This window comes from Pseudomonas sp. H1_D04, from assembly GCF_054683855.1.
The window spans coordinates 655,219-670,121 of record NZ_CP162826.1 but is presented as its reverse complement, the minus strand read 5'-3'; the positions used below and the strand labels follow the sequence as shown (position 1 = coordinate 670,121).

Below are 14,903 nucleotides of genomic sequence, written 5' to 3'. Positions count from 1 at the left end.
TGCGCCATGTGCCTGGGCGGATGGCTGGAAAGAATCAAAGGGCCATCACGGAATGGGAGTTCGCGACTTTGCAGTGCGTCCTTGTCCGGGACGATCGGGCTGACCCCGTGTTCTCAGGGAAAACCTGGCCGGACTCTGATGAATCGGCCGTTCGTCGGGAATCTTTAGATGAATGATGGCGAAATGCCAAGGAATCGGCGTCAGCGAATTGGCCTCACGATAGAGGTGGGCCCAGGTCGGCCCGGGGCAGGTTCTCTCGGCGCGATGGTGTCTTTGGTGGCTGCCATGCTCAACGAATAAAGCGGGTTGTGTATGTCGATGCCCTGCATAACGCTGATGATGTCACTGGCGGCCACTGCTGGGCTCAGCAGGTAACCCTGGACGTAATCACAGCCGTGTTGGAGCAGCAGTTCGAACTGGGCATGGGTTTCCACGCCTTCGGTTACCACCTGCAGGTGCAGGGTATGGGCCATGCCGATAATCGCCTGGACGATCTCGATATCGGCGGTCGATTTGGGAATGTCCTGGATGAACGAACGATCAATCTTCAAGGTGTTGAGCGGTAGGCGCTTGAGGTAAGCGAGGGAGGAGTAGCCGGTGCCGAAATCGTCGATGGCCAGCGACACGCCCAGCGAACGTATTTGCCGCAACAGCGCCAGGGTGCTGCTGATGTTGCCCATCAGCGCATTTTCAGTCACTTCCAGCTCCAGGCGATTAGCGCCGATCCCGCTGAAGCGCAGGGCGTCTTCTATCTCATCTGCCAGCTCATCGCGGGCCAGGTTCAGGGCCGAGCAGTTCACCGCCATGGTCAGGTCGGTATAGCCTCGGTCGGTTAGCAGGCTCAAGTCATGGCAGGCCTGGCGCAGTACCCAGTGGTCGAGGTCGGCGATCAGTCCGTTGCTTTCGGCAATGCCGATAAATCGGTCCGGGGCCAGCAGCCCATGTTGCGGATGCTGCCAGCGCACGAGGGCCTCCAGGCGCGTGACCTTGCCCAGTTTCATGTCAAAGATCGGTTGGTAGAACAGCACCAGTTGGTTCTGGGCGCGCAAGGCGCTGCGCAGTTCTTCTTCCAATTGCAGTTCGAGGAAGGCCCGGGTCTTCAGGTTGGAACTGAAGAAGTTCAGGCTGTTACGCCCCGTATCCTTGGACTGGTAAAGCGCCAGGTCGGCGGTCTTGAGCAGCTCTTCGCAGGTCAGGCCATCGTCGGGAAACAGGCTGATGCCGATGCTGGTGGTCATTACCATGCGGCGGCCGGCCAGTTCGATGGGCTCTTTCATTTTTTGCATGATGCGCTGGGCTAGGTGCCGCGCTTCGTCGCGGTGGTGGACGCTGATCAGGATGCAGAACTCATCGCCGCCAAACCGGGCGACCACGTCTGCATGGCTGCGCACCGAGCCTTTGATATGGCTGGCGAGTACGGTGAGCAATTGATCGCCGGCGTCATGACCGAGGCTGTCGTTGATGCGCTTGAAGTGGTCGATGTCCAGGAAAATCACGGCCATCATGCCGTTTGAAGCGGTTTTTTCGGCGATTTTCTCCGCAAAGATCTGATTGAAACCCCGGCGATTGAGCAGGCTGGTCAGGGCATCGTAATGGGCTACCTGTTGTAGAGAGGCGCGCGCCTGGTCCAATTCGCTGAGCAGTGCGTTGACCCGACGCAGGTCGCGTTCCTTGTGCTGCAGTTTCTTGTCCGCCAGAGCAGCGCTGATGCTGCTGCCGATTACCAGCAGGGTGATCACGGCGACCGACAGGCCCAATTGGATCGGGTTGTTGTCCAGCGGTAATGAAAGGTCGGCACCCGTGGGCACGATCAATTGCGTCGCGGCCATGCCGGTAAAGTGCATGCTGAGAATGCCCGCGCCCAGCACCAGGCTGGCGGCGTACTTGAGCAGTTGATGAAATACCCCAGTGCCGGTGCGCAGGTAACTCGACAGCAATAACGCGGCCAGGCTGGCGCCCATGGCGATGCCCACAGAGGCGAGGAACAGCCCCGACTCGAAATACATCTGAGCCTGGGAGCGCATGGCTGACATGCCGACGTAGTGCATCAACGCGATGCCAAACCCCATCCAGACCGACGCCAGCACGTATTGGTGGAACCGCAGGTTGGCATGACTGAGGGTTTTCATGGCGAACAACGAGGCGATCAGGGCGATCAGCAGCGAGGCGAACGTTGTAATCAGTTCGTAGTGAATCGCAATGGGGGCCTGGAAGGCCAGCATGCTGATGAAGTGGGTAGACCAGATGCCACCCGCCAGGCAGCCGGCACCCAGCCAGCGCCAGTGGCGGCGTGCGGTGGGATCTTCGACATGGCCAACGCGTTCAGCCATGTCCAGGGTGCCGAACCCCGCCGCACAGGCCACCAGATAGGCCAGCAACACCAGGAAAGGGTTATGACTGCAATTGAGTAATAAGTGCCCGTTCGCTGGAAGATCGGTAAAGAAGTGCAGACCCAGCCATTCCATAGCATGTCCCGTCATAGCGTCACGTCACAGCCTGCGGCAATGACCTATGGGGTCGAGTATAGAAGCCTCGAAGGATTTGCCAGGGATAATGGCACTTTGCTCTGAATGATTTTGGCATGCCACCCATAGCGATTAATGCTAAGCGCTGATGGGCAGTTCCAATTCGAACGGCGCTTGCAACGGCGGCAGGCCAAATGCGGCGCGGGCTGCATCGCAGTCGACGTTCTGTTCGCCCTGACTCCACGACGCATCGAACTCTCGGCAGGGGCTTGAACGCAGCTCATATATTGAGCAACTGGTGCCTTTGCCGACTTCACCTTCAAGGCTGCAGCAGCGTGCGGGCTTCTGATCAGTCCCGATCATCGCCACGCGGGTCGGGTTGATCTGCACCACCAGGTCATCCGGCACCGTGCCCCCCGATGAGGCACACTCACCCCAGAAGAAAGACACACGGAAGTGTGAACAGCAGGCACCGCAACTCAGACACGGACTGGCTTCGGACATGGGCGTCATCGATAAGAAAAGTAAGAAGGGGGTGCTGCGGGAAGGCTCGCCATTCTATCCGCGCCATGGCCGTTGGGAAGAGGGTGGCGCACTTATATTTTTGTAGGTGAAGTCCCGCAGCACCGGGTGAAATCATGCCCTATCAGCTTTACGAATCATTACAGACAACCAGAGCTCGCCTGACTATGTTGCAGGTACCGGGCAGGATGCATCGGGCATCGCAGCTCTCATAACAATAAAAGAGACGGACCCATGCAGAACTCGACCCAAGCGGCGAATGCCTGGCGCATTCTGTTCCTGCTGTTTCTGGCCAACCTGTTCAACTTCTTCGACCGCACGATTCCGGCGATCATCATCGAGCCAATCCGCATGGAATGGCACCTGAGCGACTTCCAGCTCGGCATCATCGGCACCGCTTTTACTATCGTCTACGCCATTGCCGGCCTGCCGCTTGGGCGCATGGCCGATACCGGCTCGCGCAGCAAGCTCATGGGCTGGGGCCTGTTCGCGTGGAGCGGCCTGACGGCGGTCAACGGCTTGGTCGGCAGTTTCTGGACATTCTTGCTGGTGCGCATGGGCATCGGTATCGGTGAAGCCAGTTATGCGCCTGCCGCCAACTCGCTGATTGGCGATCTGTTCCCGGCGCACCGCCGTGCTCGAGCCATGGGGATTTTCATGCTGGGCCTGCCGCTTGGCCTATTGCTGGCATTCTTTACCATTGGCTGGATGGTCAAGGCCTTCGACAGCTGGCGCGCGCCGTTCTTTATCGCCGCCGTGCCGGGGATGATCCTTGCGGTGTTCATGTTCTATATCAAGGAGCCCAAGCGCGGCGCCGCCGAAACCGTACAAGTCTCCCAGGAACGCGTCGACCGCCCGATTCGCCGCGTACTGGCTGTGCCGACTTTCCTGTGGCTGGTGCTGGCTGGCCTGTGCTTCAACTTTGCCACCTACGCGTGCAACTCGTTCCTGGTGCCGATGCTGCAGCGCTATTTCCTTATGCCACTGCAGGACGCGGCGGTCGCCACTGGCGTCATTGTCGGGTTGACCGGCCTGGTGGGCTTGACCTTGGGGGGCTGGATTGCGGACAAGATCCATCAACGTGTTGCCAATGGCCGGCTGCTGTTTGCGGCGTTCAGCCTGATCATCTCCACTGTGACCACCGCCTGGGCATTGCACGCCGGGCGCATCGAGATCGGCGTGTTTGTGGCCCTGTTCAGTGTGGGCTGGTTGTTTGCGTATAACTTCTACACCTGCGTGTACACCGCGATCCAGGACGTGGTCGAGCCGCGCCTGCGGGCCACGGCGATGGCGTTGTTCTTTGCCGGGTTGTACTTGCTCGGCGGCGGGATGGGGCCGATTGTGGTGGGCGGGCTGTCCGACCACTTTGCCCATTCGGCGATGTATGCCGATGGGGCTGCGCAGATGACCGAGGCTTATAAAGCCGTGGGCTTGCACGACGCCATGTACCTGATTCCGGTGGCGCTGTTTTTGACGATGTTGTTTCTGTTCCAGGCGTCACGCAGTTTTGTGCGTGATGCCAAGCGTATGAAGGAAGGCTTGATGGCGGTTGAGGTGCCGGCTGCGGCAGCGACTGCTTGAAACCGCGGTGATTCCACCGGGGGAAAGCTTCCTCCCACAGTTGACCGAGTTGTCATGTCGACCACTGATCAATGTGGGAGGGGGCTTGCCCCCGATGAAGCCCGCAAAGCCAACGCTGTTCTCCAGCGAATAAAAAAGGCCCGCATTGCGCGGGCCTTCTTGTTCAGCAGGGCAGGGCGGTAATCAACCCGCCACCAACACCCGAATCGCTTCCAGTCGCAGCGCCGCTTTGTCGAGCATGGCCAGGCCTTGTTCGCGTTGATTGCGCAGGGCAACCAACTCACTGTCACGCACGGTCGGGTTGACCGCTTGCAACGCGGTCAGGCGTGCCAGTTCTTCGTCGGTGTCTGCCGCCAGGCGACGCTTGGCCTCGGCCACACGTTCGGCGTGTCGCGGGTGATCTTCTCTTCACCGGCGTTGATGCGCGGGGTGAGTTGATCGCGCTGGGCTTGCACGAACTTGTTGGCGCTGGCCCGTGGCACGCTTTCCAGCTGGTCGTTCAGGGTTTCGAACGAGACGCGGCCGGACAGGTCGTTGCCGTTGGTATCCAGCAAGCAGCGCAGTGCCGCCGGCGGCAGGTAGCGACCCAGTTGCAGTGCGCGTGGTGCGACGACTTCGCTGACGTAGAGCAGCTCCAGCAGCACGGTGCCCGGTTTGAGCGCCTTGTTCTTGATCAGCGCCACGGCGGTATTGCCCATGGAACCGGACAGCACCAGGTCCATGCCGCCCTGCACCATCGGGTGTTCCCAGGTGATGAACTGCATGTCTTCGCGTGACAGTGCCTGGTTACGGTCGTAGGTGATAGTTACACCTTCGTCGTCGCCCAGGGGGAAGCTGGCGTCGAGCATTTTTTCGCTGGGCTTGAGGATCAGCGCGTTTTCCGAATGGTCTTCGCTGTCGATACCGAATGCGTCGAACAGGGTTTCCATGTAGATCGGCAGGGCGAACTGGTCGTCTTGTTCAAGAATGTCTTCAACCAGCGCATCGCCTTCGCCAGCGCCGCCGGAGTTGAGCTCCAGCAGACGGTCACGACCGGTATGCAGCTCTTGCTCCAGGCGCTCGCGCTCGGCACGGGCTTCGTCGATCAGGGCTTGCCACTCGCCGTCGTCGGCGTTTTCCAGCAGCGGCAGTAGGCGCGGGCCGAACTGATGCTGCAAGGCGTTGCCGGTCGGGCAGGTGTTGAGGAACGCGTTCAGCGCTTCGTGGTACCACTGGAACAGGCGCTCTTGCGGGCTGGTTTCCAGGTATGGCACGTGCAGTTCGATTACATGCTTCTGGCCGATCCGGTCCAGACGACCGATCCGCTGTTCCAGCAGGTCGGGGTGGGACGGCAGGTCGAACAGCACCAAGTGGTGGGAGAACTGGAAGTTGCGGCCTTCACTGCCGATTTCCGAGCAGATCAGCACCTGTGCGCCAAACTCTTCATCGGCAAAGTAGGCGGCGGCGCGGTCACGTTCGAGGATGTTCATGCCCTCGTGGAACACCGTGGCCGGGATGCCGGAGCGCACGCGCAGGGCGTCTTCCAGGTCCATGGCGGTTTCGGCGTGGGCGCAGATCACCAGCACTTTGGTGCGCTTGAGCATTTTGAGCTGGTCGATCAGCCACTCGACGCGCGGGTCGAAGCGCCACCAGCGGTTTTCTTCATCGATGTCCGGTTGCGACTGGAAGCTGACTTCCGGGTACAGCTCGGCGTGTTCGCCCAGCGGCAACTCCAGGTATTCGTCCGGGTTCGGCATTGGGTAGGCGTGCAGCTTGCGCTCCGGGAAACCCTGCACGGCGGCACGAGTGTTACGGAACAGCACGCGGCCGGTGCCGTGGCGGTCGAGCAGCTCACGCACCAAGCGCGCGCTGGCTTCGGCGTCGCCATCGTTGACGGCGGTGAGCAGCGCTTCGCCTTCGTTGCCGAGGAAGCCTTGGATGGTCTTGTGTGCGGTCGGTGACAAGCGGCCCTTATCGAGCAGCTCCTGCACGGCTTCGGCCACCGGGCGATAGTTCTCGCTCTCGGCGCGGAAGGCATGCAGGTCGTGGAATCGGTTCGGGTCCAACAGGCGCAGGCGAGCGAAGTGGCTGTCCTGGCCCAGTTGCTCCGGGGTAGCGGTGAGCAGCAGTACGCCGGGGATCACTTCGGCGAGTTGCTCCACCAGCGTGTATTCCGGGCTGGCTTTTTCTTCATGCCAGACCAGGTGGTGGGCTTCATCGACTACCAGCAAGTCCCAGCCGGCGGCGAACAGCGCGTCCTGGGCCTTCTCGTCGTCCACCAGCCATTCCAGTGCAACCAGGGCCAACTGGGTGTCTTCGAACGGGTTGGCGGCATCGCTTTCGATGAAGCGTTCTTCGTCGAACAGCGCAACTTGCAGGTTGAAGCGGCGGCGCATTTCCACCAGCCACTGGTGCTGCAGGTTTTCCGGGACCAGGATCAGCACACGGTTGGCGCGGCCCGACAGCAATTGGCGATGGATCACCAGGCCGGCTTCGATGGTCTTGCCCAGGCCTACTTCGTCCGCCAGCAATACCCGCGGCGCGATACGGTCAGCGACTTCACGGGCGATATGCAGTTGGTGAGCAATGGGTTGCGCACGCACGCCACCCAGGCCCCACAGCGAGGACTGCAATTGGCGGCTGGTGTGTTCCAGGGTGTGGTAGCGCAGCGAGAACCACGCCAACGGGTCGATTTGGCCGGCGAACAGACGGTCGCTCGCCAGTCGGAACTGGATGAAGTTGGAGAGTTGGGTTTCCGGCAGGGTGACCTGCTCGTTCTGCCCATTGAGGCCGTGGTAAACCAACAGACCGTCGACGTCGTCGACTTCCTGAACGGTCATTTTCCAGCCTTCGAAATGGGTGATGGAGTCACCCGGCGAGAACCTCACGCGGGTGAGGGGCGCATTCCGTAGCGCATACTGGCGAGTGTCGCCAGTGGCCGGATAGAGCACGGTCAACAAGCGGCCGTCCTGTGCCAGAACGGTGCCTAACCCCAGCTCTGCTTCGCTGTCACTAATCCAGCGTTGCCCCGGTTGATACTGCTGCGCCATGCTGCCTGACTCCCGCCGTGAAAAAGCCGACTATCTTAACGGAACAAGGCCCTCAGCCAAAGGACTCTGACGAAAACTACTCCGTTTGAGTGCAGGGGCGAGCGCTGAATCGACGGGTGGCGGGCACTTGCGAGTGTCGACTGGGTCACAGGTTGGCGAGTCCGTGCTCAAGTCGTCGCCCGGCCCGCCGACAGCCTGCTGACAGGAGAACAACTATCATGCTGCCACCCATGCTGCCCGTCAGCGTTGTACCGGTTACGTCGCAACTCGACCCGGTCCGCCAGAAACCGGATATTCCGCCCGTGGTCCCTGTGCAAGCGGGCTCCAACGAAAGCACGATCGACCTGAAAAAGGGCGATGCCGAGCAGTCGACCTTTTTGCTGCGCGAGGAACAACGCCGCCAGCAGGAACAACAGAAACGTCGGCGCGAAGCCGATGAAAACCCGGATCAGCACCTGGCGATCCCGGGCGACCTGCTCAACGCCGACAACACCGTACCGGTCGTGCCTTTGATCGAAGACGCGCCGCGCCAGGGCTTGTGGGTTGACGTCGAAGTTTAAGCGCTCAGTTGCCGCAGGGCTGCCATCAGCGACTTGATGTCGTGATCGTTGTTCAGGGGGCTGACGGAGATTCTTGCAACGCTTGCCAGGCCACGCGCCTGCATATCCAGCGGGGTGTAGCCCACGCCGTTGGCGCCGATATTGATGCGCTTCAATCCCAATTGCCGTTTGAGTTCGAAGGCGTCCCAGCCGGCGAGGTTGAAAGCGATCAGCCCTGATTGAAGCGTGCCCAGTTCATGTAGGGAAATCCCCGGAATCTCACGTAGAGCTTCACGAATTTGCGCGCTGGTCTGTGCGACGCGTTCCCATACGCGCTCAATCCCCAGGTGATTCATCTCGTGCAGCGCATTTCCCAAACCCGCTAACAGCGCGAAGGACACTTCGCTGGTTTCAAAGCGCCTGGCGTCGTCGCGCAGGTCGAAACCGGTTGCGGCCAAGGGGGCAGAAAGCACGTCACGCTGGGCCGGGTCCAGGTGCTGGAGAAAGTCCGGCCGTACATACAGCAGCGCCGTGCCTCGCGGCCCGCGCAGGTGTTTGCGACCGGCCGACTTGAGTACGTCACACTGCAACGCTTGTACATCCACCGGCACTTGGCCGACGGCTTGGCCTGCGTCGACAAAGTAGGGGATGCCATGACGCTTGGCCACTGCGCCGATGGCCTGGGCGGGGTTGATCAGGCCGCCGTTGGCCGGGAGCCAGGTGAGGTCGATCAGCTTTACATGGGCATCGATCATTGACTCCAGCGCCACGGGGCAAACCGCGCCGGTTGCATCGCAGGGGATGACTTCCACCCGTGCACCCGCCTGCACGGCCAACTGCATGCTCGCCAGATTGCCGCCCCATTCGTGGCGCCCCACCAGAATGCGATCACCGGGTTGCCACGCGCCCAAGGCTTGGAACGCCATGCTCCAGGCAGTTGAGCCGCTGCTGGCAAACGCTATGGACGCGGCGGGCGCATTGAGCAGTTGCGCGGCGGCGTGGCGGGCTTTTTCCATCAGCATGGCGCCATGCTCACCGGCCTCCATTGGACCGTCGCGGGCTTCGCGCTGTAGTTGGTCGATGATGGCGTCCAGTGTCGCCTGGCTTGGCAGGGACGCGCCGGCATGGTTGAAGTGCACGAGGCCCGATTGGCAGCCGGGTGTGGACTCCCTTAATCGTTGAATATCCAGCGGGCTCACGGCTGCAACTCGAAAATTGCGTCAACCTCCACCGCCACGCCGGCCGGCAGGCTGGCAACACCCACCGCTGTTCGCACATGCCGGCCCTGTTCGCCGAGTGCATTCACCAGCAGGTTCGACGCACCGTTCGCCACCGCGCCCTGGTGCTGGAAGTCAGCGCTGCTGGCGATAAACACCCCCAGGCGCAGGGTGCGTACCAAGCGCGACAGGTCATCGCCCAAGGCATCGCTCAATTGCGCGAGCAAGCTCAGTGCAGCCAGTTCTGCCGCCTGGGTGCCGTCTTCCTCGCTGAGGGATTCCCCCAGTCTGCCGAGGTAAGCAGGCTTGCCGTCGAGCAGTGGGATCTGCCCGGAAATAAACAGCTGGTTCTGGCTGATGACATGGTTGATGTAGTTGGCAATCGGCTGGCTGGGGGCTGGCAGCGTCAAGCCAAGGGCGTGCACGCGTTGGCGGATGGAGTTGCTCATGCTGAATCCTCTGATTTCAAGAGGTTTGAGCATGTTGGTCCGGGGGAGGCTGCGACAAACGGATAGATCTCACGCGACGTATCGAAATAACTCACGCGTCAGCGCAGACCTCCTTTAACCATTGGCTGAAACACTCGGCCGCTTCACCGGTGGAACCTAGGGGGGCGATCAGCCAATAGCCGATGTCACTTTGGTAGGGCGGCCGGTCGAAGGCTTCCACCAGGCTGCCGTCCTGAAGCCGGCGTTGGATCAGGCGGTGACGGCCCATGGCAATGCCCTGGCCGGCGACGGCGGCTTCGACCACGATGTTGTAGTCATGCAGCATGACGCGCGGGTGGTCTTCGAGGTCGACTTGATAATGCTGGGACCAATCCGTCCATTCGAACGGCCGGTGCGAGGTTGCCATCAGCAAGGGGCCGTTGTGCAGTTGACTGGCCTTGAATGTCGGGCTGCACACCGGTGAAATCACTTCAGCCATCAGCCGCGTGGCCCGCACGTCCGGCCAATCGCCTTTGCCGTAACGGATGGCCAGGTCGACTTCGGCGGCGGCGACGTTGGCCAGTTGAATCGCTGGCAATAACTCCACCTGGATGTGCGGATAGCGGTTGAGAAACCCCGCCAGGCGCGGGGCCAGCCACAAGGTGGCGAAAGACGCCAGCAGGCCGATGCGCAACACAGTGGCGCTGGGTAGCTGCCGTTGGGCGCGGGTCGCGGCAGCGATGGCGTCAAGGGCGGGGCGGATTTCATCGTAGTAACGCTGCCCGTCGGCGGTCAGATCGATCGCGCGGGTGCGTCGGATAAACAGCGGTTTACCCAGATGCTGTTCGAGCTTTTGCACCTGATGGCTTAGGGCGCTTTGGGTAACCGATAACTCACTCGCCGCCTTGATAAAACTCAAGTGGCGGGCCACGGCTTCAAAGGCTCGTAGTGCCAGCAACGGTGGAAGATCCTTGTGCAGAGCCACCTGAGTGCGCCTCCTGGGTCGTGCGGAAAGTGCCGATTTTGGGCGACGGCCTGCCATTTGTCGCGCGCTGATTTGCCGTCGGGCGCAGCAGCCCGCATTATTGAACCCTACTCGCCACGACGTAAGACAAGCCATGAGTGATGACGACAAGCTGATCGACCTGAATGCCGAACGCGCCAAGCGCGTACATGACCTCAATGACAAACGCCTGAATGAAGTGCGCCAGGCGTTTGAACACGCGATGCCTTTAGGCAAAGGCAAGAAAAAATCAAAGAACAAACCGAAAAAGCGTTAACACGGCCTGCATCTGTTGATGCAGGTCAGTTAGTCCCCTTCTTTACGCCCCGTTGCGGGCGACATTGATCCCCGTCAATTTTTCAATCCGCCTTCTCCAGTAACTTAGCCCTATCGCAACAGGGCAAGTGCAGGAGGCCGGTCATGTTTATCGATAATGTGGTATTCGCCGGAGTGCTGACTGTAAGCCTCATGGTGTTGTTTTTTGTAGGGTTTGGATTCTTCATCTGGAAAGACGCAAACAAGCGTAAAAAACCTTAGGTCTTTCCGGGTTACATGAGCACGCAAGGCATTTTGGGCGACTTCGGTCGCCTTTTTTTTGTGTTGTTTTTGTGTGTATATCCATCGCTGCAACAACGGATAGGTCCCCCGCCAAAAAAACCAAAAAAAAGGCGCAACCCCCATCAGGATCACGCCTTCTTTTCCAACCCAAATCTATCAGCTACCCAACGCCTTGGAAGCCAACCAGAACAACCCGGCCGACAGTCCAACAGTCGCAGGCAACGTCAACACCCAGGCCATCAGGATGGTCTTGACCGTGCCACCTTGCAGGCCGCTTTTGTTCGCGACCATGGTGCCGGCCACGCCCGAAGACAGCACGTGGGTCGTGGACACCGGCAGGGCGAAGATATTGGCAAAACCAATCATGGTAGCGGTGGTGATCTGTGCCGACATGCCCTGGGCATACGTCATGCCCTGTTTGCCGATCTTCTCACCGATGGTCAGTACCACACGCTTCCAACCCACCATGGTGCCCAGGCCCAAGGCCAGTGCGACGGCGAGGATCACCCAGAACGGCGCGTACTCGGTGGTGGCGGTCAGGTCTTTGCGCAGTTTGTCGAGGTCGGACTTCTCACGCGCATCCAGGCCCGGCAGCTTGCCGACTTTCTTCGCAGTGTCGTCCAGGCAGAGCAGGTAGCGACGCACTTCGATACGCTGATCCGAAGTCAGCGAATGGTAGTCGGAGACACCTTTCAACGTACTGACGAGCGCATTGATAGTAGGTTCGGTCTGCTGCGGGTTGCACTGGAACTTGCCCGGCAGATCGTCTTTCACGCTTTTGCCCAGGGCCAGGAATTCGCCGAGGGTGGCGTTATTGCGCTGGTAGAACTGGCTCAAATGCACGGTGGCGTCGCGAGTGCGTTCGATCTGATAGGTGGTACTGCCCAGGTCGAGTACGAACTGCGCCGGCACGATGCCGATCAGCACCAGCATGATCAGGCCGATGCCTTTCTGGCCATCGTTGGAGCCGTGCACGAAACTCACGGCCATGGCGGAGATCACCAGGACCAGGCGGTTCCAGAACGGCGGGTGCTTCTTGTCGTCGAGCTTGCGGCGCTGGTCCGGAGTCTTGTGCATCTTCGACAGCGGACGCCACCATTTAAGACCGATCAGCACCAGGGCTGCGACCAGGAAACCAGCCATTGGCGAGAACACCAGGGATGCGCCGATATCAACAGCTTTCTGCCAGTTCACACCGTCAGCCAGGGGGATATCGTTGATCAGGGCATTGGCCAGGCCGACACCGAGGATCGAACCGATCAAGGTGTGGGAGCTGGAAGCAGGGATACCGAAGTACCAAGTGCCCAGGTTCCAGGTGATCGCCGCGGCTAACAACGAGAAGACCATCGCCAAACCATGGCCGGTGTTCACATTGATCAGCAACTCCACCGGCAGCAGATGCACGATGGCGTACGCGACACCGACACCACCGAGCAACACGCCGAGGAAGTTGAACACCCCGGAGAAGAACACGGCCAGATGCGGCGGCATGGCTTTGGTATAGATGACTGTGGCCACCGCGTTAGCGGTGTCATGAAAGCCATTGATGAACTCGAAGGCGAGGACAAAGGCGAGGGCGAGCAACAGGCTCACTAGAACCCAAGCATCCAGTCCGCTGAATAAATCGATCATGAAGGTTTTCTGACCCGGTCGTAAGGGGGCGCGATTATGCCAGAAAACCTCAGTAATCGATGCATTAGCTGCTCGTCGGTAACAATCTTCATTGAAACGCCTGGAGCGAAACCGGGCGATCCCAGGGTTTTCGGGGCTTTAGCAAGTCTTTGATTTATAAAGTGCAGGGCTGAAAAGACACGGTTTTGTCACCGAATCGTCATCCTTGAAACATTTGTATGAAATTTTACTGGTGGGAGTGGGACTCAGGGTGCCCGACCGATGGCTAGCTGCCAGCAGTCAGGGCCGAACCCTAGGCTCAATCCGAAGCGCTTATGGCTCTTCGGCTTTGAGTTCCTGTTCAATCTTTTGGATTTCCTGGGCAAATGCCTGGTCGAGCAGGCTGGCTCGCTTGCGCCATGGTTTGCGTTCAGGTTCAGGCTGGGCGGCGTAGGTGGTGACTTCCCCGCCGTAAACATCCTTGTAACGTTGCTCCTGGCGCTCAAGTTCCGCGCGCAGTTCATCTTTCGTCACATTGTTACCTAATTGAGTTGAGTGTAATTACGCTGCAGCGTTATGCCTGAATGTCGCCCTCGGATTGTTCAAAGTTGAGCAGTTGATGCGTTCAAGTTTGAACAACGGATACTGGAAACCGTTGGTTATGGCTGTCATTCAAAGCAGGTAGTTGCGACTGTCCATGCACTGCATGTGCCTGGCCTGGCGAGCTCTGGCCCCGAAAGTAAAACCGGGCTGACCTCCGCACAGGGTGCATTATAGCGGCGCATTTGAATAACACTATCGGCATAAAGTTGAAAAGCGTCAACTTTGTGTGAGCGTTTTGTTACACGCACACGTGAGTAGTTGCTGAGATTCTGGCGCCATAAATTCAACAAGCAACTAAAGGTTCAAGCCTTTCACCGTAACTTTACTTTGCCAAGGCGCCATCGCGAGACCGGTCGCTCAGGTACGCCCCAAATTGCGATAATCGCATGATCGTCCGATAATCGCCCAATGTTGCCGGCCCTGCCTTGTGCAGATCGGTCGGTGCGGCTTGTAATACCTGCCCAATCCCTGCGGTTGACAATAAGAGAAAGGAACCTGAGATGAACGATCAATTGCGCAACTCTTTCGCCTCAGTGGCGCCGCCGATCGTTGCCTCGCCGGCCAAGCGTATCCAGGCGTTTACCGGTGACCCGGATTTCATGACCTCCCTGGCCCGTGGCTTGGCCGTGGTGCAGGCATTCCAGGAGCGCAAACGCCACCTGACGATTGCCCAAATCAGCCATCGCACCGAAATTCCCCGCGCCGCTGTGCGTCGTTGCCTGCATACCCTGATCAAACTTGGCTACGCTACCACCGATGGGCGTACCTATTCCTTGTTGCCCAAAGTACTGACCCTCGGCCATGCCTACCTGTCGTCCACGCCATTGGCGGTGTCGGCCCAGCCATATCTGGACCGCATGAGTGAACAACTGCACGAAGCCTGCAACATGGCGACCCTCGAAGGCGACGACATCCTCTATATCGCCCGTTCGGCCACCACCCAACGCCTGATTTCCGTGGACCTCTCGGTGGGCGGGCGTTTGCCGGCCTATTGCACGTCCATGGGCCGCATCCTGCTCGCGGCGCTGGACGACGCCTCGCTGCAGGATTACCTCGACCACGCGGACCTGCAAATCAAGACCAGCCGCACCCTCACCACCCCCGAAGCCCTGTTCGAATGCCTGCAACAAGTGCGTCAGCAGGGTTGGTGCATCGTCGACCAGGAACTGGAGCAAGGCCTGCGCTCCATCGCCGTGCCGGTGTATGACGCGTCTGGCCAAGTATTGGCGGCGCTCAACGTCAGTACCCATGCCGGACGCGTCAGCCGCAGCGAGCTGGAACAGCGGTTCCTGCCGAGCATGCTCAGCGCCAGCCGTGAGCTGAGTGCGCAGTTGTTTGCCTAAGGTG

12 protein-coding genes and 1 pseudogene are annotated in these 14,903 nt (G+C 59.8%); 5 read left to right on the top strand and 8 right to left on the bottom strand.

All coding sequences use genetic code 11. From position 1 onward, the window contains the following. Positions 1-200: 200 nt before the first annotated feature. Together AB4N82_RS03215 and AB4N82_RS03210 are read right to left on the bottom strand one after the other, a co-directional pair. Positions 201-2,465 carry a putative bifunctional diguanylate cyclase/phosphodiesterase gene (locus AB4N82_RS03215; protein ID WP_032891569.1) on the bottom strand — a complete coding sequence of 755 codons (2,265 nt, stop codon included), beginning with the start codon at positions 2,463-2,465 and terminating at the stop codon, positions 201-203. A gap of 138 nt (positions 2,466-2,603) precedes the next feature. Next, positions 2,604-2,969 carry a YkgJ family cysteine cluster protein gene (locus AB4N82_RS03210; RefSeq protein ID WP_099601295.1) on the bottom strand — a complete coding sequence of 122 codons (366 nt, stop codon included), beginning with the start codon at positions 2,967-2,969 and terminating at the stop codon, positions 2,604-2,606. A gap of 252 nt (positions 2,970-3,221) precedes the next feature. Between AB4N82_RS03210 and AB4N82_RS03205 the strand changes: the two genes are divergently transcribed. After that, entirely contained in the window at positions 3,222-4,568 is a 1,347-nt protein-coding gene (locus AB4N82_RS03205; protein ID WP_032891565.1) for a spinster family MFS transporter, read from the top strand. 183 nt (positions 4,569-4,751) lie between these two features. Here the strand turns inward: AB4N82_RS03205 and rapA are convergent. Then, positions 4,752-7,597: pseudogene (rapA, locus tag AB4N82_RS03200) on the bottom strand (RNA polymerase-associated protein RapA). A 218-nt stretch (positions 7,598-7,815) separates the two neighbouring features. Here rapA and AB4N82_RS03195 point away from each other — a divergent pair. Then, on the top strand, positions 7,816-8,157 hold the full coding sequence (locus AB4N82_RS03195; RefSeq protein ID WP_032891563.1) for a hypothetical protein: 342 nt from the start codon (positions 7,816-7,818) through the stop codon (positions 8,155-8,157). Here the strand turns inward: AB4N82_RS03195 and AB4N82_RS03190 are convergent. From AB4N82_RS03190 to AB4N82_RS03180, 3 genes are all read right to left on the bottom strand, one after another. Beyond that, positions 8,154-9,335 (bottom strand): aminotransferase class V-fold PLP-dependent enzyme, encoded by a 1,182-nt coding sequence (locus AB4N82_RS03190; RefSeq protein WP_122764888.1) that lies wholly within the window; start codon positions 9,333-9,335, stop codon positions 8,154-8,156. The two genes, AB4N82_RS03195 and AB4N82_RS03190, sit on opposite strands and share 4 nt — an antisense overlap. Beyond that, positions 9,332-9,802, bottom strand: a complete 471-nt coding sequence (locus AB4N82_RS03185; RefSeq protein WP_099601298.1) for a RidA family protein — start codon at positions 9,800-9,802, stop codon at positions 9,332-9,334. The genes AB4N82_RS03190 and AB4N82_RS03185 overlap by 4 nt, the downstream gene beginning before the upstream one ends. 91 nt (positions 9,803-9,893) lie before the next feature. Next, positions 9,894-10,766 (bottom strand): LysR substrate-binding domain-containing protein, encoded by an 873-nt coding sequence (locus tag AB4N82_RS03180; RefSeq protein WP_460104381.1) that lies wholly within the window; start codon positions 10,764-10,766, stop codon positions 9,894-9,896. A 133-nt stretch (positions 10,767-10,899) separates the two neighbouring features. On the opposite strand from AB4N82_RS03180, the gene AB4N82_RS03175 reads away from it, so the two are divergent. Further along, positions 10,900-11,061 (top strand): hypothetical protein, encoded by a 162-nt coding sequence (locus AB4N82_RS03175; RefSeq protein WP_095184037.1) that lies wholly within the window; start codon positions 10,900-10,902, stop codon positions 11,059-11,061. Between the two features lie 143 nt (positions 11,062-11,204). Beyond that, positions 11,205-11,321 (top strand): cytochrome c oxidase subunit CcoM, encoded by a 117-nt coding sequence (gene ccoM, locus AB4N82_RS03170; protein WP_017530457.1) that lies wholly within the window; start codon positions 11,205-11,207, stop codon positions 11,319-11,321. A gap of 177 nt (positions 11,322-11,498) precedes the next feature. On the opposite strand, the gene AB4N82_RS03165 is transcribed toward ccoM, so the two are convergent. Together AB4N82_RS03165 and AB4N82_RS03160 are read right to left on the bottom strand one after the other, a co-directional pair. Beyond that, positions 11,499-12,974 carry an inorganic phosphate transporter gene (locus tag AB4N82_RS03165; RefSeq protein ID WP_099601300.1) on the bottom strand — a complete coding sequence of 492 codons (1,476 nt, stop codon included), beginning with the start codon at positions 12,972-12,974 and terminating at the stop codon, positions 11,499-11,501. Positions 12,975-13,286: 312 nt separating this feature from the next. After that, on the bottom strand, positions 13,287-13,487 hold the full coding sequence (locus AB4N82_RS03160; RefSeq protein WP_003172389.1) for a hypothetical protein: 201 nt from the start codon (positions 13,485-13,487) through the stop codon (positions 13,287-13,289). A gap of 569 nt (positions 13,488-14,056) precedes the next feature. Between AB4N82_RS03160 and pcaR the strand changes: the two genes are divergently transcribed. Further along, entirely contained in the window at positions 14,057-14,899 is an 843-nt protein-coding gene (pcaR, locus tag AB4N82_RS03155; RefSeq protein ID WP_032891554.1) for a pca regulon transcriptional regulator PcaR, read from the top strand. The last annotated feature ends 4 nt before the right edge of the window (positions 14,900-14,903 follow it).